This is a genomic window from Paulownia witches'-broom phytoplasma, from assembly GCF_019396865.1.
Lineage (GTDB): Bacteria > Bacillota_I > Bacilli_A > Acholeplasmatales > Acholeplasmataceae > Phytoplasma > Phytoplasma asteris.
In genome coordinates, this window is record NZ_CP066882.1 from 771,017 (window position 1) to 793,082 (window position 22,066).

The 22,066-nt window shown below is 30.1% G+C and carries 19 protein-coding genes; all 19 read left to right on the forward strand.

What is annotated here, in order from left to right; all coding sequences use genetic code 11:
- The first annotated feature begins 343 nt into the window (after positions 1-343).
- The 19 genes from HGD80_RS04135 (at position 344) to cysS (ending at position 22,045) form a co-directional block, all read left to right on the forward strand.
- Positions 344-2,290, forward strand: coding sequence for an NAD+ synthetase (locus HGD80_RS04135; protein WP_219474700.1), 1,947 nt, complete (start codon positions 344-346; stop codon positions 2,288-2,290).
- A 136-nt stretch (positions 2,291-2,426) separates the two neighbouring features.
- Positions 2,427-3,563 (forward strand): tRNA 2-thiouridine(34) synthase MnmA, encoded by a 1,137-nt coding sequence (gene mnmA / locus HGD80_RS04140; RefSeq protein WP_219474702.1) that lies wholly within the window; start codon positions 2,427-2,429, stop codon positions 3,561-3,563.
- A 67-nt stretch (positions 3,564-3,630) separates the two neighbouring features.
- Positions 3,631-5,868 (forward strand): RelA/SpoT family protein, encoded by a 2,238-nt coding sequence (locus HGD80_RS04145; protein ID WP_219474704.1) that lies wholly within the window; start codon positions 3,631-3,633, stop codon positions 5,866-5,868.
- Positions 5,869-6,006: 138 nt separating this feature from the next.
- Positions 6,007-6,183: a hypothetical protein gene (locus HGD80_RS04150; protein ID WP_219474706.1), complete on the forward strand. Its 177-nt coding sequence runs from the start codon at positions 6,007-6,009 to the stop codon at positions 6,181-6,183.
- Positions 6,173-7,441, forward strand: a complete 1,269-nt coding sequence (gene hisS, locus HGD80_RS04155) for a histidine--tRNA ligase (RefSeq protein ID WP_219474708.1) — start codon at positions 6,173-6,175, stop codon at positions 7,439-7,441. Before HGD80_RS04150 ends, hisS begins: the two co-directional genes overlap by 11 nt.
- Before the next feature lie 3 nt (positions 7,442-7,444).
- Positions 7,445-9,205 carry an aspartate--tRNA ligase gene (aspS, locus tag HGD80_RS04160; protein ID WP_219474710.1) on the forward strand — a complete coding sequence of 587 codons (1,761 nt, stop codon included), beginning with the start codon at positions 7,445-7,447 and terminating at the stop codon, positions 9,203-9,205.
- A 9-nt stretch (positions 9,206-9,214) separates the two neighbouring features.
- Positions 9,215-10,525 carry a tRNA lysidine(34) synthetase TilS gene (tilS, locus tag HGD80_RS04165; RefSeq protein ID WP_219474711.1) on the forward strand — a complete coding sequence of 437 codons (1,311 nt, stop codon included), beginning with the start codon at positions 9,215-9,217 and terminating at the stop codon, positions 10,523-10,525.
- A gap of 121 nt (positions 10,526-10,646) precedes the next feature.
- Positions 10,647-12,665: an ATP-dependent zinc metalloprotease FtsH gene (ftsH, locus tag HGD80_RS04170; RefSeq protein WP_219474713.1), complete on the forward strand. Its 2,019-nt coding sequence runs from the start codon at positions 10,647-10,649 to the stop codon at positions 12,663-12,665.
- Between the two features lie 235 nt (positions 12,666-12,900).
- Positions 12,901-13,812 (forward strand): RluA family pseudouridine synthase, encoded by a 912-nt coding sequence (locus HGD80_RS04175; RefSeq protein WP_219474715.1) that lies wholly within the window; start codon positions 12,901-12,903, stop codon positions 13,810-13,812.
- A gap of 118 nt (positions 13,813-13,930) precedes the next feature.
- Positions 13,931-14,626 carry an ATP-binding cassette domain-containing protein gene (locus HGD80_RS04180; protein WP_219474716.1) on the forward strand — a complete coding sequence of 232 codons (696 nt, stop codon included), beginning with the start codon at positions 13,931-13,933 and terminating at the stop codon, positions 14,624-14,626.
- Positions 14,627-14,720: 94 nt separating this feature from the next.
- Positions 14,721-15,764 carry a MetQ/NlpA family ABC transporter substrate-binding protein gene (locus tag HGD80_RS04185; RefSeq protein ID WP_219474718.1) on the forward strand — a complete coding sequence of 348 codons (1,044 nt, stop codon included), beginning with the start codon at positions 14,721-14,723 and terminating at the stop codon, positions 15,762-15,764.
- A gap of 12 nt (positions 15,765-15,776) precedes the next feature.
- The gene (locus HGD80_RS04190) at positions 15,777-16,478 is read left to right on the forward strand and encodes an ABC transporter permease subunit (RefSeq protein WP_219474720.1); all 702 of its coding nucleotides are present in this window, start codon (positions 15,777-15,779) and stop codon (positions 16,476-16,478) included.
- Positions 16,479-16,600: 122 nt separating this feature from the next.
- A complete protein-coding gene (locus tag HGD80_RS04195) occupies positions 16,601-16,924 on the forward strand; it encodes a cyclic-di-AMP receptor (RefSeq protein WP_219475634.1) in 324 nt (107 codons plus the stop codon).
- 75 nt (positions 16,925-16,999) lie between these two features.
- The gene (gene rpsO / locus HGD80_RS04200) at positions 17,000-17,224 is read left to right on the forward strand and encodes a 30S ribosomal protein S15 (RefSeq protein ID WP_219474722.1); all 225 of its coding nucleotides are present in this window, start codon (positions 17,000-17,002) and stop codon (positions 17,222-17,224) included.
- A gap of 155 nt (positions 17,225-17,379) precedes the next feature.
- Entirely contained in the window at positions 17,380-17,922 is a 543-nt protein-coding gene (locus HGD80_RS04205) for a DJ-1/PfpI family protein (protein WP_219474723.1), read from the forward strand.
- A 341-nt stretch (positions 17,923-18,263) separates the two neighbouring features.
- Positions 18,264-18,722 carry a 50S ribosomal protein L13 gene (gene rplM / locus HGD80_RS04210; RefSeq protein WP_219474725.1) on the forward strand — a complete coding sequence of 153 codons (459 nt, stop codon included), beginning with the start codon at positions 18,264-18,266 and terminating at the stop codon, positions 18,720-18,722.
- A gap of 4 nt (positions 18,723-18,726) precedes the next feature.
- Entirely contained in the window at positions 18,727-19,119 is a 393-nt protein-coding gene (rpsI, locus tag HGD80_RS04215; RefSeq protein WP_219474727.1) for a 30S ribosomal protein S9, read from the forward strand.
- 99 nt (positions 19,120-19,218) lie between these two features.
- Positions 19,219-20,568 carry a glutamate--tRNA ligase gene (gltX, locus tag HGD80_RS04220; protein WP_219474728.1) on the forward strand — a complete coding sequence of 450 codons (1,350 nt, stop codon included), beginning with the start codon at positions 19,219-19,221 and terminating at the stop codon, positions 20,566-20,568.
- Between the two features lie 160 nt (positions 20,569-20,728).
- Entirely contained in the window at positions 20,729-22,045 is a 1,317-nt protein-coding gene (cysS, locus tag HGD80_RS04225; protein ID WP_219474730.1) for a cysteine--tRNA ligase, read from the forward strand.
- Positions 22,046-22,066: the final 21 nt, after the last annotated feature.

Sequence of the window (22,066 nt, forward strand, 5' to 3'; positions counted from 1 at the left end):
TTATTAATAATAGTTTTTAGCAAAAAAATAATCTTTATAAATACAATTATAATCAAAAATTATTATTAATAATAAAAAAGAATCAATTATAAGGTTTTATTTGGGAAAATTATTAAAAAATTATATAATATATATAATGGTTTTATTTTTTTTATCATCCCAAACCATAAATTAAATATTTATCAATTTATTTAACATCATAAAAAATTATTAAATTATTTAAACATAAACAATAAAAATTATAGTTATTATTATAAATTATCTTAATAAAAAATATTAATTATCATAAATATTAATCTTTAATTATTAAATAATGAATAACTAAGGAAGCAAATGAAAGAAAATGTACAAAAACGGTTCTATTAAAATTGAATTAGCAAGCCCTCCTTTAACAGTAGGTAATCCCTTAAAAAATGCTTATAGTATGCAAAATGTTCTAAACAAAAGTAAAGCCAGTTTTGTTTTGTTCCCCGAACTTTGTTTAAGTAGTTATACAGCAGGAGATCTTTTTTTTGAAACTACTTTTTTAGAACAAAATTTTCAAGCTCTAAATTGGCTTTTAAAAAATAATTTTTTTGAAGGAGTCTATATTTTAGGTATGCCTCTTGCTTTGCATGAAGTTTTATTTAATGTAGCAGTTATCATTCAAAAAGATAAAATATTAGGAATAACCCCTAAAAAAACTATTCCCAATTATAAAGAATTTAGCGAAAAAAGATGGTTTCAATCAGGCAAAACCTGCGAATCCCAATACATCCAAATTTTGGGTCAAACAGTTCCTTTTGGAGATGTTTTATTTATTAATTCCCAATTTGATCTTATTTTTGGAGTAGAAATTTGTCAAGATTTATGGACTGTCTTTTCTCCTGGTGATCTACTTTCCTTAAACGGCGCTCATTTAATTTTTAATCCTTCTGCCTCAACCGAACACATAGGCAAACTTGATTTAAGAAAAAATGCTGTTCTTGATCATTCGCGCAAACAAATTGGAGGCTATTTTTACACTAGTAGCGGAATTACTGAATCTACTGTTGATAATTTATTTTCTAATCACAAAATGGCTGCTTTGTTAGGCGAAATGGTCGCCGAAAAAGATTTATTTAATCAAGATGTAAGTTTAGTAGTTGATGTTTGTGTTGATTTAATTAAATTTCAAAGAAGAATAGATACTACTTATGGTGACCAAAGAATAGGAAAACAACATCCTTTTTTAAAAGCTTATTTTGAACTCCAAGAAACGCCCCATTATCACTTTGAAAAACCAATTAATCAAACGCCTTTTATTCCTCAATCAAATGTTGCTTCGCATTTAAAATTGGCAAATGAAATCCAAGTATTAGCACTTAAAACTAAACTTAGCAATTTAAATGCCAAAATAATTGTAGAAATTACTGAAAATATTAATGATTTGTTAACTTTGGTAGTTGCTTTTCAAAGCTTTTCCTTGTTGCAAAAACCGTTAGAAGATTTCATTGTAATCCTAAATCCACTTCTTTTTTCCAACCAAACTCATTATCAACTCCTCAAAGATTTTTTACAAACCAAAGGAGTTTGCCACATTTGTGAAAGTAGTTTTTTAAAGAAAAAAGATTTGTTAGCCTTTTTGGGACTTGACAAAACTGATGCCACGACTAACACAACTAATCTAACTGATGCCACAAATGACACAAGCGCAACAAATGAAATAAATGAAGCAAACGAAACAGCTACTTTATTCAATGATATTAACAATATTTCTACTTTGTCAAACGAACTTGCTTCTTGTTCCAAAGACCTAGATCAAGTTTTTTTAAAGGAATTAGCTTCCCAAACACAAAAGTTTTTGTTGTTAGAAAATAATAATTTTTCGGATATGGCTTTAGGAAAAAACAATCCTCGTAGTCATTACGACCACATTTATAATGTCAATGCTGGCGTTCCTAATGTTTTAGTCAAAGAATTATTACTTTATCATTTAGAAAAAAATTATTTACAAATTACACCCGCCTTAAAAAAATTATATCAAAAATTAGTGCAAGAAAAAAACAATCAAAAATTAATTATGGAAGATTTTATTCTTTGTTGCCACATTAAAAAAGGTTTTACCAAAACCAAAATTGCTTGGTTGTTTCAAATGGCCTTTGATTTGAGTCCAGAAAAAAGCAATCAATTAGTTGTTTCATATCTGAAAACTTTTTATCAAAATCAATTTAAAAGACAAAATATGGCACCAGGTCCTAAAGTTTTAGAAAATAGTCTTTCGCCCAGAAACGAATTTTTGCTTCCTATTTATCTACAAAGACAAGAATAAAAAGCAATAAATCAAAGTTCTAAAAATATAAAATCTCAAAACACCCAAATCTCAAAACATCCATAAATATCATCAAAATAACAAATCAAAACACACACACATAACAAATTAAAAACAAAGAAAAGGAGCAAAAAAAATGACAAAAGTTGTTGTTGGTTTATCAGGCGGAGTTGATAGTGCCGTTGCTGCTTTTCTTTTAAAAAAACAAGGTTATTTGGTAGAAGCAGTTTTTATGCGTAATTGGGATAGCAATCTTAATTTTGATATCCAAGGTAATCCTACTTTAAATGACATATGCCCGCAAGAACTAGATTATAAAGATGCCTTAAAAGTGTCTGAACAACTAGGAATTAAGTTACATCGTGTTGATTTTATTGAAGAATATTGGCAAAAAGTCTTTATGTCTTTTATCAAAGCCTTTGAAAATAATCTTACTCCGAATCCTGATATTTTGTGTAATAATGAAATTAAATTTAGAGCTTTTATTGAGTATGCAACAACAAAACTTGCCCCTCAATATATTGCTATGGGACATTATGCTAACATTATATATGAAACTTCTTCAGACCAAAAATTAGTTCCACGACTTGCTTGTGCTGTTGACCAAAACAAAGATCAAACTTATTTTTTATCACAACTAACAACTAAACAATTACAAAATATTTTTTTTCCTTTGGGCAATCTCACAAAACAAGAAGTACGCCAAATTGCTTTAGAAAATAATTTAATTAATGCCACTAAAAAAGATTCCACAGGGATTTGTTTTATTGGTGAAAGAAATTTTTTTCAATTTTTAAGCAACTATTTACCCGCTCAAAAAGGTGATATTAAAACTTTGGATGGGACTTTTTTAGCACATCATAAAGGAGTAATGTATTATACCATAGGGCAACGTAAAAATTTAGGTTTGGGTTATGTTCCCAGCCAAAAACCTTGGTTTGTCGTTGGCAAACACCTTCCAACTAACACTTTATACGTAGAACAAGGTAGCACACATCCTTATTTATACAGCGACAAAGCCTTAATTGGTGATATTGTTTGGCGCGGCAAAAAAACCAATTTGCACCTACAAGCCAAAATGCGCTACCGCCAACCCAATCAAGACGTTATTTTAACTTGGCTAGACCAAAACAACTTAGAAATTCATTATCCTCAAACAATTAAAGCAGTAACTCCAGGGCAAATATGTGCTTTTTATGATAACAATATTTGTTGTGGGGCAGGCGTTATTAAAGAAGTTTATTTTCAAGGCACAAAAAGACTATACACTTAATTTATTTTTTGATTTCTTTTATTTTCTTTGCGTTTTTTTGCAAATCCTTAAAAAAGAAGGTGATAAGATGATTTTAGATTCCGATTTAACTTTAGAAAAAGATACATTATATCAAGATTTAATGGCTGTGATTTCCAAAAATATTCAAGATGTCACCATTTTGCAAAAAATTACTCAAACCTATCTTTTTACCAAAGAAAAACATCACGGGCAAACACGTTTTACAGGAGAACCCTATATTATTCATCCTTGTGCAGTGACTAAAATTTTGGCACAATTAAACAGCGAACCCAATACTTTAATGGCAGGATTACTCCACGATGTTTTGGAAGACACTAATGCCACTATGCAAGATTTAACTTCTTTGTTTGGCGAAGACGTGGCTTATTTAGTTTATCGTGCAACTAAACTTACCAAAATTGCTTTTCACAAAAATCAAGGACATGCCGATAATCAACAAAAAATGTTTTTAGCAATGGCAAAAGATATTAGAGTTGTTATTGTAAAGATTGCTGACCGCTTGCACAATATGCAAACTTTAAATGCGATGCCTTCAGAAAAACAATTACGTATTGCCAAAGAAACCTTAGAAATTCACGCTCCTTTAACACATCGTTTAGGGCTTTTTGAAATTAAATCACAATTAGAAGATTTGTCTCTAAGATATGCTTTTCCTCAAGAATACTATCGTGTTTCTAATTTAATTCGGTTAAAAAAACAACAACGTGAAGAATCAATTACCAAAATTATCACCAATATTAAATCTCTTTTAGACAGCCACCAACTCAAAAATTACACTATTAAAGGGCGTGTCAAAAATATTTATAGTATTTATAAAAAAATTGTTAAAAGAAAAGTTAGTTTTGAAGAAATCTTTGACCTTTTAGCTATTCGAATTATTGTGCCTACTTTGGATTTGTGTTATCAATGTTTAGGGATTATTCACGGTCATTTTTCGCCACTTCCCCTAAGATTTAAAGACTATATTGCAGTTCCTAAACCTAATCTTTATCAATCTTTGCATACAACTGTTTTAACTAAGGATGGCTCTTTGTTTGAAATGCAAATAAGAACTCAAGAAATGGATGAAATTGCTGAAAAAGGAATTGCTGCTCACTGGGCTTATAAAGAAAATAAAACTTATTCCCAAGAAGCTCAACAACTAGAACTTGCCAAAAAATTAAGATGGTATCAAGAATTAGTTAAAATTACTATGGATGCCAAAAATCATCCCGAAGAAACACCCAAAGAATTTGTAGATTCTATTAAAAATGATATTTTAAGTGATAATGTCTATGTTTTTACTCCTACTCAAGAAGTATTTGAGCTTCCCAAAGGTTCTACCCCCATTGATTTTGCCTTTCGTATTCATTCCGCAGTAGGAAGCAAAATGACAGCAGCCATCATTAACGGGCAAATTGTACCAATTGATTATCAACTCAAAAATGGTGATATTATTTCGATTAAAACCAATAAAAATATTTTATCAGTTAATAAAGACTGGTTGCGCATGGTAAAAACAACACATGCCAAAAGAAAAATTAAAGGTTTTTTAAAAAAAGATATCAAAGAAAATAAAACTGAATATTTAGCAGAGATTCAAAAAGGAAAAGATATTATTGAAAAAGAATTAACTGCCAATAAAATTGAACTTTCCTTGATTGATAATAATTTTGTCCAAAAACATTTTGAGCGTTACAATATTCAAACTCTTAATGATTTTTATTATGAAATTGCTAAAAAACAATTAAATCCTAAGTCAGTAATTAATAAATTGCTTGTTTTAGCCAAAGAAACTTTAAGTCAAAATATTTTGCAAAAACAAATGGCAAAATCGCATAAAAAACTCAAACATCAAAGTGAGACAGGCGTTATTATTGAAGGTCTTAGAAATCCTAAATTAAAATTGGCAAGTTGTTGCACCCCTGTTTATAACGACGAAATCCTAGGATTTGTCACTAAAGGAAGAGGTATTATTGTGCATCGCAAGGAATGTAATAATTTAGCTCAATGTGATGAAAAAAGATTAATTACTGCTTTATGGCAACAAGACCCTACTATTGCTAAATATCCTGCTTGGATTAGTATTATTGCTTCTACCAAAGATACTTTAGTGCAACAAATTATTAATAAAATTAACAGTTTTAATGTAAGTATTTTAGAATTTAATGTTATTAATAAACAAAAATTAGAAACTATTATTAAGATTAGGATTTTAATAGCTAATACTAAAGAATTAAATAATCTAATTGCTAATTTATATAAAATTTCGCAAATTTATCAAATTCAAAGAATCAATAATTAAATAATTTATTATTTATAATGCAGACAATTATTTATTCCCCATTTATTTTATTTTACTCCATATATTAATGATGCCTTATTAAAATTATTTTGTTTATTGTGTGTTTGTGTGTATTTTTTAAATCATTTTCATGTATTTTTGAAAGTTTTATTAGCACCAAAAATTAAAAAATATAAAATCTCCAACAACAAAAAACCCAAAAAGCTTTATCAAAACTTTTATCCCAAAACAACAAAAAAACAACAAAAAAATAATCATCACAAAATTAAAACCCAACCCAACCCCAAAAGCAAAGGAGCCAAAGATGTTTTCTAAAATTAAAGGTACTTATGATTTGATGTCAGATAAAATGGTTTGTTGGCAAAAAGTAGAAAATCACATTCGCACTTTGTTTGCCAAGTATCATTTGCAAGAAATAAGAACCCCTATAATTGAATATCGTGGTGTTTTTGATAGAGCAGCTCAACATTCAGAAATGGTTTCCAAAGAAACTTATACTTTTGCAGATAAAAAAGGACGTTTTATTACTTTGCGTCCCGAAGGAACTGCTGGTGTTATTCGTAGTTATGTGGAAAATAAATTAGATAAAACCTCACAATTACACAAGTTTTTTTATTATGGACCTTGTTTTCGCTATGAAAGACCTCAAAAAGGACGCTATCGTCAATTTCATCAAGTAGGAGTAGAAATTTTAGGACAATCAAGCCCTTTTTTAGATGTAGAAGCAATTGCTCTTGCCTATGAAACCCTCAAATCATTAGGGATTTGTGATATTACTGTGAAGATTAATTCTTTGGGATGCAAAACTACATACAATAATTATTTACAAGTTTTTAAAAACTATTTACAAACACACTATCAACAATTATGTCATTTATGTCAAGAAAGATTTGAAAAAAATATTTTGCGTATTTGGGATTGTAAAAATTGTCACAACGAACCTTTTTTAAAGCAAGCGCCACGCATTTTTGATCATCTTGTTGAGGACGCCAAAGTTCGTTTTTTACAAGTTTTAGAAGGGATTAAACAAATGAATGTTAATTTTGAATTGTGTCATGATTTAGTCCGTGGACTTGATTATTATACTCATAGCGTTTTTGAAATTGTTTATAATAACGAACAAGGACATCAAGCAGTTTTAGGTGGGGGCGGTTGTTATGATAATTTAGTTACTTTATTTGGAGGGAACCCTTCGCCTGGTATTGGTTTTGCCTTAGGCATGGAACGTTTAATGTCGATTTTAGCCACTCATTCCTTTTGCAATAAAAATATCTTACCTTCTTTGGATGCCTTTATATTGGTTAGTGTGCCGCAATTTTTTTATCAAGGACTTGCACTTGCAACAACTCTCCGCCATCAAGGTTTTTCCGCCGATCTTAATTATCAGTTTTTATCTTTTTCCAAAAGTCTCAAACAAGCCTTAAAACAACAACCCCTTTATCTTTTAATTCTGGGACAAAAAGAATTTGACAACAATCAAATTACAATCAAAAATACTGACACCCAACAGCAAACCACCATATTGCAAAAAGATGTTGTTTCTTATTTTCAAAACAACAAGGAGTTAAATTAATTCATGAAAACTAAATATAGCCATTATAACAATCAATTACAACTTGCCCATCAAGGAAAAACAGTTTTTCTAAAAGGTTTTATTTTTCGTAAACGTAACTTAGGAAAAACTCTTTTTTTTGACTTACGTGATGTTTCTGGTATCGTTCAATTATTAGTTAAAGAAAATAATCCACAATACGACAAAATAGCTTTAATTAAATTAGAAACAGTCGTGCAAATTAAAGGTCAAGTAATTGAAAGAATCAATAAAAATCCTGATTTGCCAACTGGTGATATTGAAATTTTAGTATCTCATATTGAAATTTTAAGTGAGGCTCAAACCTTACCTTTAAATGTGTTTCAAAGTCAAGAAAGTTTAGAAGAAACCAGACTTAAATATCGTTATTTGGATTTAAGAAATCCTGAAGTTAAACATTTTTTGATTCAAAGACACCACATTACCCAAAGTATTCGTCAAACTCTTTTGAAAAATGATTTTTTAGAACTAGAAACTCCCATTTTATCTAAATCAACTCCTGAAGGAGCAAGAGATTATTTAGTGCCTTCCAGAATTTATCCAGGTAATTTTTATGCCCTTCCTCAATCTCCCCAACTTTTTAAACAATTATACATGATTGCAGGATTTGAAAGGTATTTTCAAGTAGCACGTTGTTTCCGCGATGAGGACCTCAGATCTGATAGACAACCTGAATTTAGTCAAATCGATATTGAAACATCTTTTTTAAATCAAGATGAAATTATGTCCTTAACAGAAGAAATTATAGTAGATTTATTTGCCAATATTTGGAAAAAACCACTTTCTCAACCCTTTTTAAGATTAACTTATCAACAAGCCTTTGAACTTTATGGTTCTGATAAACCAGATTTAAGAAACCCCCTTAAAATCACCGATTTTACTACTTTTTTTGATACTACCACTTGTCCCCAAAATATGTTTTCAGGCAACATTAAAGGCTTTAAAGTTTCTAAAACAGCAGTTTTGACACGCCGAAAACTAGATGAGTATCAATTGTTTTTTAGTAAACATTTTAACTTGAAATTGTTTTCTTTTGTTAAAAAAAATGATAAAATTATAGGTGGAATATCTCAATTTATTAAATATGATTCTTTTTTAAAAAATGAAGAAATTTGTTTTGTCGTTTCTGACACAAAAGACATTATGCACAAAGCTTTAGGTATTTTTCGCACCAAACTAGCCCTTGATTTATCTTTGGTTGATACAACTCAAGAAGCGTTATTATGGATTGTTGATTTTCCTTTGTTTGAAACTACTCAAGAAGACCTGCCCCAACCAGATCTTACTTTGGAAAACTCAAATACTTCCAACCGTCTTTATTCTTTGCATCATCCTTTTACTGCTCCTTGTGATATTGCTATTTTGAAAAGCAATCCTCAAAAAGCTCTTGCCAAAACCTATGATTTAGTTTGGAACGGCTACGAAGTGGGTGGTGGTTCGTTAAGAATTAACAATCCCCAAACGCAAGAATTAATTTTTAGTCTTTTAGGATTTTCACAAGAAGAAGTGCAAACTCGTTTTGGTTTTTTAGTCGAAGCCCTTAAATACGGCACCCCACCTCATGGAGGACTTGCCCTAGGTCTTGATCGTCTTGTGATGTTGTTTACCAAAACCAACAATATCAAAGATGTTATTGCTTTTCCTAAAACCCAAAGTGCCAAAGATTTGATGTTAGAAGCTCCCAGCGCAGTTGACCAAGAACAACTCAACACCCTAAAAATCAAATTCAAATGCAATTGTAATTAAGGATGTTTCATGAAAACTATCAAACTTGCTTGTAGTCTAGATGCCAATCAAACCTATATTATAGCTGTAAGTGGCGGCGTGGATTCAATGGCTTTACTTCATTGTTTGGTGGCACAAAAAATAAAACTGCAAGTTGTGCATTTCAACCATTTAGCGCGCCCTAATGCTTGGAAAGATAAAGAATTAGTCCAAAGTTATTGCCTGCAAAACTCCCTTTGTTTCTATTATTTTAAACTTAACTGCCCCCAAAAAAACTTTCAAGCCCAAGCGCGTTTATTAAGACAACAAAAATTAATGCAAATAGCTACAAAGCACCAAACACCTTTTATTTTAACAGCCCATCATTTAGATGATTTGGCAGAAACTATTTTACAAAAAATAACTAGAAGCAGCACTTTGCTAGGTTATAGTGGCATGCAGATCCAAACTTCTTGGCAAGATTTCATTTTTTTGAAACCTTTTTTATACGTTCCCAAAGCCAAAATCATAAGTTATGCTGCTTTTTACCAAATCCCTTTTTTGGAAGATTACACCAATCAAAACTTCACTTATCAAAGAAACCAAATCAGGCACCAAGTTATTCCTTACTTAAAAACCCAAACTAGTTTTTTGCAAAATATCCCAAAATACCAACAAACTCTTTTGCAAGCCTATAATTTTATTCGCAAACAAACTCTTTTATTTCTTACAAAACACACAAATCATAGTTGTAACCCACCAAACTCTTTTGCGCTTGCACCTTTTTTAAACCTTGATTTAGTTATTCAAAAAGATATCATTTTATTATTATTAGAACAACAAAATATTACTAAAAGTTTTATTTTTATCCAAAATATCATCAAAGGCATTAACAATCCTTATAAGCCTAATTTATCTTGGCATCTTAATTTTGAGTGGCATTTAATTAAAGATTACAAGCACATTACATTAATGAGTCCTGCATCACCACTTTCCTTTGCTTTGTCAAAACCTTTGTTGTGTGTTTCTACATGTAATCTTTGTCTTGCTTGCATTTCTCCTTCGTTACAATCCCTCAATTATAATCCTCAAAAAGTTAGTTTTCCTTTAAAAGTGCGTTTACGCCAACCAAAAGACACATTAAAATTTAGTTTTGGCACTAAAAAATTGAAAAAATTTTTAATTGAAAAAAAAGTGCCCCTTACTCAAAGAAATAATTTATGGTTAGTAGTAGACAATCTAGACAATATTTTATTAATTCCTCACTTATATATCAACCTAACTTTAGGAAACCAATCCAAGATTTATTTAGCTTTTAAAAACTTTTTTACTTCTTCAAATTGTTTTTCTCAAACAAATTAAAAATGAGAATCCAAAAAAATAAATGCAGAAATTACATCCATCCCAAATTAAACTCCAAACATTAAAATATTTGATTTCAATGTTTAACTCAAAGATAATTTCTTGCAAGAAAGGTTAATTTATGTCATTTTTTGATAAAATTTTTAAAAAATTCCATATGGGCGTCCTTTATTTTGCTGTAATTTTAATAGGTGCCACTTTTATTTATTGTTATTTTACTAAGAATGCAAAAAAAGATAACAGTACATTTGATGCACTTGCAAAAGATAACAAAATTGAAAAAATTATTTATGCACCTCACTATTTTAATTCATATTTCTGTAATGTTGTAGTTACTACTACAGACGGCAAAGTAGTTGATTTTTTTAATATGCCTTGTGAAAAAGTATTTGACAAAAAACCAAACGGCAAATACAAATATAAAATTGATTCTGTAGATCCTAGACCTTGGAATGGTTATGAACCTGTTGTTTGGGTATTTAGACAATGTTTAACAATGTTAATTTTTTACTGTTTTTTTCTCTTTTTTGCCGATACTATCAAACAAATGGGACAAGAAATTTTGGCATCAGCCCCTGGTAAAAAAGGTTCTAAAAGTCGCAAAGTTATTATCAATCAAAAAAGATTTACTTTTTCAGATGTAGCAGGAGCTGATGAAGAAAAAGAAGAAATGTCAGAATTGATTGACTTTTTAAAAAACCCGCGCAAATACGCTGCTGTGGGAGCAAGAATTCCTAAAGGAGTTTTGTTGTATGGACCTCCAGGTACAGGAAAAACCTTACTTGCCAAAGCAGTTGCAGGTGAGGCAGGCGTTCCTTTTTTTGCTGCTTCAGGTTCTGATTTTGATGAAGTTTATGTAGGTGTTGGTGCTTCACGTGTCAGAGATCTTTTTAAAGAAGCTCAACTGGCAGCTCCTTGTATCGTTTTTATCGATGAAATTGAGGCAGTTGCTAGAAAAAGAGGCTCCAATATTGGTGGGAGTAACGGTTCTGAACAAACCTTAAACCAACTTTTAGTAGAGATGGACGGCTTTAACCAAAAAATGGGTGTTATTGTTATTGCAGCTACTAACCAACCCGAAGCTCTTGACTCAGCTATTTTGCGTCCTGGACGTTTTGACCGTCACTTTAATATTACTTTACCAAATGTTAAAGACCGTGAAGCTATCTTAAAATTACATGCAAGTAATAAAAAACTTTCAGAAGAAATTAGTTTAGAAGAATTAGCTAAACAAACCCCAGGTTTTAGCGGTGCTCAATTAGAAGGCACCTTAAACGAAGCTGCTTTATTAGTTGCTAGAAGAAATGCTACTTTTATCAATAAAAAAGATATCAGCGAAGCTTTAGACCGTATTTTAATTGGACCTGCTAAAAAATCTAAAAAATACAATGACAAAGAAAAACGTATGGTAGCTTATCACGAAGCAGGACATGCTGTTATTGGAATTAAAATTCCTTTTGCCCAAATAGTGCAAAAAATCACCATTATTCCCCGCGGAAACGCAGGCGGATACAACTTAATGCTTCCTCAAGAAGAAACTTTCTTTTCTTCCAAAAAAACCCTATTAGCCCAAATTACTTCCTTTCTGGGCGGACGTGTTGCCGAAGAATTAATGTTTGACGACGTTTCTAACGGCGCTTACACCGATTTTAAACACGCTACGCAAATAGCTAAACTGATGGTAACTAAATACGGCATGAGTGATTTAGGACCAGTGCAATATTCAGGAAATACTTTCCAAAATGATTTTTCTGATCCTAAAGGTTTAGAAATTGACCAACAAATTCAAAAAATTATTGCTAATTGTTATCAACAAGCCAAACAAATTATTCAAGAAAACCAAGATTTGCTTGACACAATCGCTAAATATTTACTTGAAATTGAAACTCTTAATAAAAGAGATATTGATGAAATTGTAGCTACAGGAAAAATTGCTTGGTGGGAAAAAGAAGAAGCCAACAACCCAACCCAACCAACTTCTCAAATGCCTTCCAACAATGAAACAACTAGCACCGATACAACTCCTTTAAATGATGAATTGAAAACAACAACCAATTTAGACAACCAAGAATCAAACGAATCAAGTCCAAAAAATAAAGAAACAACTTCTCCAGAAGTTGTGTCAACAGATTCCGAATAAACCCAAAACCAATCTATTTTTTCATTTCTAAAAATAGTTTTTTGCAAAAACTAAAAATATCTTTACAATTAACGCCAATTTTAAGCTTGCTTAGAGTTGGTGTTCGTTATGATAATTTAAATTTATCACCAATGCTTTTTCTTGATTTTTTAACCCTTTTATTATTTTTTATTTATTTTTGAAACCCAATTCTTTTACTACATTTTTTTAACTTTTAGAAAACAAGGCCTTTTACATGAATGAAAAAAAAGAGTTTCTTATTTCTGCCAGTGAGGCATTTCAACGTTTAGATCATTTTTTATTGACTCACATTAATTTAAATAAAAGTCAATGTCAAAAATTAATTTTGGCACAACAAGTTTTGGTCAACTCCAAACCTGCGAAAAAAAGTTATTTGCTCAAAGCCCAAGACCTCATTACAGTTATTATCCCTCAAACTCAAGAATCTGTTAATTTACAAACTCCTCAAAATCTTAATTTAGACATCATTTACGAAGACCCCTATTTAGCAGTTATTAATAAACCTGCCAATTTGGTAGCACACCCTTCTTTAAGTTTTCAAGAAACAACCTTAGTTAATGGCTTGTTGTACCAATTTGCAACTTTAAGTCATGTAGATGCCCAAAGACCTGGTATCGTGCATAGACTTGACAAAAATACTACTGGTTTATTAATTATTGCCAAAAATAATGATGTAAGCGACAAACTACAAATTGCGTTCCAACAAAGAAAAATTACCAAAATCTATTGGGCTTTAATTGAAGGTTTTTTAGAAGATAAAGGCACTATCAAACTGCCTATTGGAAGAAATCCTCATAATCGATTAAAAATGCAAATTATTCCAGACGGTAAAACTGCTGTTACTCATTTTAAAACTTTGCAACGTTTTTCTCACTTTTCTTTGATGGAATTTAATTTGGAAACAGGAAGAACTCATCAACTAAGAGCACATTTTTCCTTCCTCAAACATCCTATTATAGGAGATCTACTTTATGGGTCATCACACCATATTACTCCTTTAGGTCAATTTTTGCATGCCAAAATGTTAAAATTCAGCCACCCTATCACCAATCAAAATCTTATTTTAGAAGCACCCTTACCTGCTAATTTTGAAAAGCTTTTACAATCTCTTAACAACTCCAATTGATGCTTTAAACTTTTTTATCTTTATTTTATCATTTGTGTTTTAAACTTTTTATTTTTTTGCCCACTTTCCAATTTTACAATCATTTAAATTAAAAAAAACGATAAACAAGGAATTATTTATGATTAAAATTAATAATCTTTCGAAAACTTTTTTCCTTAAAAAAGAAAAACTTCCAGTTTTACAAAACATTTCACTTGCATTTTTGAAAGGCGAAATCTTTGGGTTAGTAGGAACTTCGGGTTCTGGCAAAACTACTTTATTAAAAATTATGAATGGATTTATGTTGCCTGATAAAAATGCTAATTCTTCCATGCAAAAAGCTTTTAGTCATCTAGAAATTGCTATGATTTTCCAAAATTTTAATCTTTTGAGTAATTTAAATGTTTTTGAAAATGTGGCTCTTCCTTTAGAAATAAGAAGCGCTCCCGAAGAACAAATTACTACTAAAGTAAATAAAATGCTAGATTTTGTAGGACTTCGCCAATTTGCAACTGCCTATCCTAAAACGCTTTCGGGCGGACAAAAACAACGTGTAGCCATTGCACGTGCCTTAGTTTACGAGCCTAAAATTATTTTTTGTGACGAGCCTACTTTTGCCCTGGATGAAATGACAAGTCAAGAGATTTTGAAGTTATTGCAAACAACCAATCAAAAACTAAAAACTACCATTGTTTTGGTTTCTCATAATGTTGCAGTAATTAAAAGTTTGTGCCATCGTGTAGCTATTTTGGAGCAAGGAAAATTAGCTAAAATTGCTACCCTTAATCCTTCTTGTAAATTTGAAGCTACTTCTTATCAAAACATTTTTATCTAAATTTTATCCTTTTTCTTATCCTTTTTTATCATACAAATGTTTTTGTCCAGCAAAATATTAATAAATAAAATTACTTAGAAAAGAGACACATTACATGTTTAAACTATCTTCTTTATCTTCCAAAACTAAAAAAAATCTATTATTTGCCTTATTAACTATTTCTCTTTTGTGTAATTTGCTTTTGGGTTATTTTCTTTGGGATGCTAAAAAATCTTTAGCTCATACCCCTTCCAACCAAAAAAACCATAAATTAACAGTAGCAACTGCTCTGCCAACTATTAAATATTTTTTAGAAGAATATGCCAAAGACCGTTTAAAAGAATACAATATTGATTTAGATGTTCAATATATAAGTTCTAGATTTAAACAAACCAATGAATTACTTTTAAACAAAAAAGTTGATGCTAAATTAGACGCTCATGTACATGATTTAAATATTTTTAATAAAGAAAATCCAAATATTCCAGATCAAGATAAATTAACGTTTAGCCAAGTAGTTTATTTAGCTAAATTTGGGCTTTTTGCTAAACCTAATACTTTTAATAATTTAGAAGGAATTAAAAAAAACAATCATCCTAACAACCTTAAAATTTTGATGCCACAAGACAATTTTCAACGTTCTTTAGCTTTGCGCGTGTTGCAAGAATTAAAAATTATTGAAGAAAAAAACCCAGAACGCAATCTTAGCACTGAAGAACAATTTAATTTAAAAACTACAGATTTTAAACCTACTAATTTATATCCTGACATAGAATACACTACTGAATCGGATTTAATGACAATTACATCTAGATTTCTTGCTCCTAATGATTTTGATTTATGTCTTAATTATCCTACTCTTATGGGATTGGGAATAAATAATTTTATATCACTAGGAATAATGCAAAAACCCACTAATTTAGATGATATTATTTATTCTTATACCATTTCTTTAGTGACTACTAACAATAATAAAAATAACTGGAAAATTAAAATTTTACAAGATATTTTAAAAGAAGAAGAAGCTATTACATATATGAAAAAAAGCCAATTTGCAACCAATTTTTATATGATTCCAAGACAAGAAGTTAAACAAATAAGTAAAAACATTAAAGATAAATATTTAGGCAAAACAGGCGCTGCTCCTGCTTCTAATTAATGGAAAAACTCAATGGAAAATAATATTTTTATTCGTTTGTGGAATGTTTTAGCTAAAAATCAATTGGTATGGAATGGTTTTAAAGAAACTCTTAAAATTACTTTAATAGGTTGTTTTATTGCTTTTTTTCTAGGGCTTATTTTAGGAGTTTTATTATATTTATTCAAAATACAAAAACATTATAAAAGATATTGGATTTTAAATAGTTTGATGAATTTTTTCATTTCTACTCCTTTTTTAATCTTAATTGTTTTATTATTAAAATTAATTTTAATCCCTTATTTTCGCATGGGTTATGGCTTTGGTACTGCCCTTTTTTTCTTAGTCTTAGCTATTGCTCCTCTTTTTGCTCGTCATTGTGAACAAGCTTTTTTAACTACTAATCCAGAATTATACCAAACATCATTTAGTCTTGGAGCAACTAAATTTCAATTTGTGACTAAATTTTTGTTAACAGAAACCCGTTCTGATATCATTTTAAAACTAGCTTCTCTTTTTATCACTTCCCTTGCTTATTCTTCTGTTTTGCAAATTGTAGGGCATCAAGGTATTGCAGCAGTGGCAATTGATAATGGCTATAACGGACATTATGATTTTGATCCCTTTTTTACTCGCTTTGATTTAATTATAGTATCTGTTTTGCTTACCTTTATTTTAACTCAAACAGTTTATTTTTTAGGAAATCGCATTGCTTTTGCCCTTGATAAACGCTAATTACATCCATTTTTTACCAAATTTTTTCCTCTCACCAACTTTTTTATCATTTTTTTCCACAATTTAGTCTTTTTTTTTTCATCAAATAAAGTAAAATAAGGTATAATACTATTGTGGATAATATGAAATTAATTATAGCTATCGTTTCTAGTCACGATGCTAACAAAGTACAACAATCTTTAATAGAAAATAGTTTTTTTACAACTAGATTAGCTACTAAAGGAGGTTTTTTAAAAGAAGCTAATGCAACTTTTATTTTAGGAGTCAAAGAAGAACAAGTACCCAAAGCTTTAGAAATTATAAAAGCCCATTCTCATAAAAAAACTCAAATGATTCCAAACAATATCATCAATGAGTTTAGTGCTTATAATTCTTTTCCTACCGAAGTTTCTGTGGGCGGAGCAACGATTCTTGTTCTTGATGTGGGCCAGTTTTTAAAAGTTTAACATTAATTAATAATTTTATCAAACCTAAAACCTATCAAATTCAACCAAATTTAAATTAAAAAAAGGAGTTTTTACGTGGCATTAAACAAAGAACAAAAACAAGAAATCATTAAACAAAATTCACGTTTTGCAAAAGACACAGGTTCATCTGAAGTTCAAATTGCTATTTTATCAGCAGAAATCAAACAATTAAGTGAACATTTAAAACAACACCCTCATGATTTTCACTCTAAAAGAGGTTTGTTTATGAAAAACAGCAAAAGACGTAATTTAGTAAAATATTTAGCAAACCAAAATTAATAATTCAAATATCGCAGCTTTTGTGGTATTTTTTTATTTTTATTTTCCTTGCATTTAATTTACTCAAACCAACCCCAACCCCCAAAAATTACTTACACACACACACACGCAACTAAACGCATAACAAAGTTAAAAAGGAGAAAACAAGGCACAATATGAAAGGTTTATTAGTTTTATATGACGGATTTGAGGATTGTGAGGCTTTAGTCACAAGAGCTTTATTAAATCGCGTAGCCCTTCCTTTAACAACTGCAACTCTAAATCCCCAATTAGAAGTTATGTCTTCTAGTGGGCTTTGTGTAAAAGCAGATGCCAATTTAGCTACTATTAATCCTTTAGAATACGATTTTTTAGTTATTCCTGGAGGACCTTACATAGCGCAAATTATTGAAAAAGAAACTTTTTTATTAAAATTAATTCAAAAATTTGTTGATGCTAATAAAGTTATTGGAGCTATTTGTGCCGCTCCCATGTTTCTAGGCAAACTAGATTTATTAAAAAATCACCCTTTTACTTGCTTTCCTTCTTGTAATCATTTTATTGAAGGTACTTATTTGCCAGACCAAAAAGCTGTTATTAGTGATAAATTTGTAACTTCGCGTTCTCCTATAACCGTCTTTGACTTTGTTTTTGCTTTAGTAGAAGTGCTGAAAGGCAAAGCTTTTGCTTTTGCTTTTAAAAATTCCCTTAATGTTTAGTAAATTTGGGACTTTTTATTTGTATATAAAAAATATCAAAATTATCTGATAACCATCCAACCATTATCCTTTTTTTCAATTTTTTTTTACACAATTTATGCATTCTTTTTTAAAAAAAGTTGACAAAATGATTTTTTTACTTGACTTAATGACATTATTTTAGTAAAATATTAAGAGAATATTGAAAATAAAAAATTACTATTTCATAATAATTAAGACTATTTCATATCTAAATTACAAAAGATTTCATAACTCTTTTGTTTTTGTCGTTTTCAAACAAAACACAAATACACACATAAAATTAATCACTATTTTTTCATTAATAATAAGGAGAAAATTCCATGACAGAACAATTGCAACCAAAAAACAATCAAAAAACTTTAATGGCTAATAAAACAAAAGTAAAACCTAAATGGCACCTAGTAGATGCTAAGGGCAAAACCCTAGGCAGATTAGCTACCAAAGTGGCTTCCATTTTAAAAGGAAAACACAAAACACATTACACGCCACACGTAGACAATGGCGATTATGTTATTGTTGTAAATGCTGCCTATATTCATTTAACTGGCAAAAAATGGCAACAAAAAACTTACTACAAACATTCAGGTTATCCAGGTGGGTTAACTAAAGTTGTAGCTTCAGAAATGATGCGTAAATTTCCTACAAGAATGGTTGAAAAAGCAATTTTAGGAATGGTTCCTCATACTAAATTAGGTTCACAAATTGGTAAAAAATTATTTGTTTATGCCGAACAAAACCACAATCACCAAGCGCAACAACCAGAAAGTTTAGAGGTTTAATTAGATGCAAAAAGTAAATTATTTTGGTACTGGTCGTCGTAAAAGTGCTGTTGCAAGAGTTATTTTAACTAATGGTACTGGCAAAATTACAATCAATACTAGAGATTTTGAAAAATATTTACCATTACCTGCAACACGCCTAGAAATGATTCAACCTTTAGAATTAACTGAAAAAAGAGAAGCTTTTGATGTAAGTGTGAATGTAAACGGCGGAGGGCTTTCAGCTCAAGCAGGCGCTATTCGTTTAGGAATTGCACGCGCTTTAATTGAAAGTGTTCCCGAATTAAGAGCCATTTTAAAAAAAGCTGGTTTATTAACTCGCGATGCTCGTTGTGTTGAACGCAAAAAATACGGTTTAAAAAAAGCTCGTCGAGCACCACAATTTTCCAAACGTTAATCCAAAAAAGAACTTTGTCAAAAAGTTCCTTTTTTTTAAATTTTCCACCAACACCTCCCCTATCGATTTTAAATTAAAAGGAAAACCCTTACTGTAACTATGAAAAAAATTAAAGTTCGTTATGCTCCAAGCCCTACTGGTTTTTTGCATATAGGGAATGCCCGCACTGCTTTATTTAATTATCTGTTTGCCAAACACAATCAAGGAGAGTTTATCATCCGCATCGAAGACACCGATTTTTCACGGAATGTTGAAGGCGGCGAGGCTTCTCAATTAAAAAATTTACGTTGGTTAGGAATTGATTGGGGCGAAGGGCCCGATATCCAAGGACCTTTTGGACCTTATCGCCAATCAGAAAGACTTGCCATTTACCAAAAATACGCCCAAAAACTACTTGATCAAGAACTCGCTTACAAAGAATTTCAAGAAGGACACACCACTTTTGCCATAAGATTTCGCGTTCCTACCCATCAAACTTTTGCCTTTGATGATTTAATTAGAGGCAAACTTACTTTTCAAAGTCAAGAAATCGAAGACTTTATTATCCTCAAATCAAACGGCTATCCTTCTTATAATTTTGCAGTTGTCATTGACGATCACTTAATGCAGATTTCTCATATTTTTCGAGGAGAAGAACACATCACTAACACTCCTAAACAAATTATGATTTATCAAGCTTTCCAATGGCATCTTCCTCAATTTGCTCACATGACTTTAATTCTTAACGACAACAAAAAAAAATTAAGCAAAAGAGATGCTAATATTATGCAATTTATTGAACAATATGAAAAATTAGGATACTTGCCACAAGCATTATTTAATTTCTTATCTTTGTTAGGATTTAGTCCTTTAAGCCAAACCGAAATATTAAGTCCTCAAGAATTAATTAATTTATTTGATTTGGCACGCCTCAATAAAGCTCCTGCTATGTTTGATAAAACTAAACTAGATTATTTGAATAATCAACATTTAAGACAGTTGCTTCCAGAAGTAATTGCATCATTTATTTTGCAAAAAAAATATTTAGCTCTTACAACCGCTCCTACAAATGACAAAGAGTGGATGACTAAATTTGTGGCTTTGTTTCAAGATAGAATGAATTATATGCAACAAATCACAGATTTTTATCAACTTTTTTTTCAATCCACGCCTTTTTTATCGCAAGAAGCTACACATTTTTTACAAACTAATCCCCAAACAACCCTTATTTTAAAAACTTTTTATAATGTTTTTGATGTTATTGTATTTGAAAAAGATGTTATTGCTAATTCCATTAAACAAGTTACTAACCAAAATGATTTTGCTAAAAAAACACTTTTTATGGTTTTGCGTATCGGAACTACTTGCAAAATGCATGGTCCCAGTATCGCCCTTTTATTAGAATTGTTAGGAAAAAAACAAGTACTTAAAAATCTATCTTATGTTTTAGAACAAGCCCAAAAATTTTAATTAATTCCATTTGAAAAATAATATTTATATATTTCATAATTAATTTAATTTGCTTATCATTTTATTTTATATAATTCATTCCATCGCAATTTAAACCTTATTTTTTCTTTTATTTGCCCCTCATTTTTTTATGCCATTTTCCAAAAAAAGGATTTCTTTAATGCTAAAAATTTATAACTCTTTAACTCGCAAAAAAGATTTTTTTAACCCTGCCCATTCGCCCCAAATTAACATGTATGTTTGTGGACCTACTGTCTATAATCACCTGCATTTAGGGAACACCAGACCGTTAATTTTTTTTGATACAGTGAAAAGATATTTAGAAATGCTTAATTTTAGGGTATATTATGTAGTAAATATTACTGATATTGATGATAAAATTATTGAAAACGCCCTTAAAAACCAAGTTTTGGAACAAGATTTAGCCAATAAATATATTAAATCTTTCAACAATCTCCTCAAAAACCTAAACATTCAAACCATTAATTTTAAACCTCAAGCTACTCAATATATCAATTCTATGATTGTCTACATCCAAACTCTTTTAGACCAAGGATTTGCTTATTTTACCGATCAAGGAATATATTTTCGTGTATCTAAAATTGATGATTATGGTAAACTCAAAAAACAAGATTTATCCCAACTTAAACAAAATGCACGTAAACAATTAGACCCCCAAAAAGAATTTCCAGGAGATTTTATTTTATGGAAAAAAACTTCGCAAGGTATTACATACCCAAGTCCTTGGTTTGCAGGGCGTCCTGGTTGGCATACTGAATGTGCAACTATGATTGAACAACTTTTTAAATTGCCTTTGGATATTCATGGAGGAGGTACAGATTTAAAATTTCCTCATCATGAAAATGAAATTGCCCAAACACACGCCCATAGCCACCAAAAACTAGCTAATTTTTTTATGCATGTAGAAAGATTAGATTATCAAAATCAAAAAATGTCTAAATCTTTAGGAAATATTATTTGGTGTAAAGATTTATTAAAAAAATACAATCCTTGCATAATAAAGCTTTTAATTTTGAGCACTCATTACCGCAAGCCAATCAATTTTAGTTATGATTTGATGGAACAAGCCCAACAAAAATACCAAAAAATAACTGATTTTTTAACTAAAAATAATTTTTATTTAAAAGTTAATCAATTTTCTTGCCAAGCCTTAGACCAAGATATAATGCAGTTATTTCATCAATTAATGCAAGATGATTTGGCTACTCATAAAGTAATTGATTTAATGGAACAAACAATTAAACAAACCCATCAAACCCAAATTTTGGATAAGTTATCCCAATTTCAAAACTCTTTATTATTAATTTTAAATATTTTAGGCATTACAATCCCATTTAACAAACCAACAAAAACAGACTTACAAACATATTTTTTGTGGCAAGATGCAAGAAAATGTAGAGGTTTTGCCCAAGCAGATATTTTAAGAAAGCAATTATTAGATAAAGGATTTATTTAAAAACTTTGAAACGCTCCAATA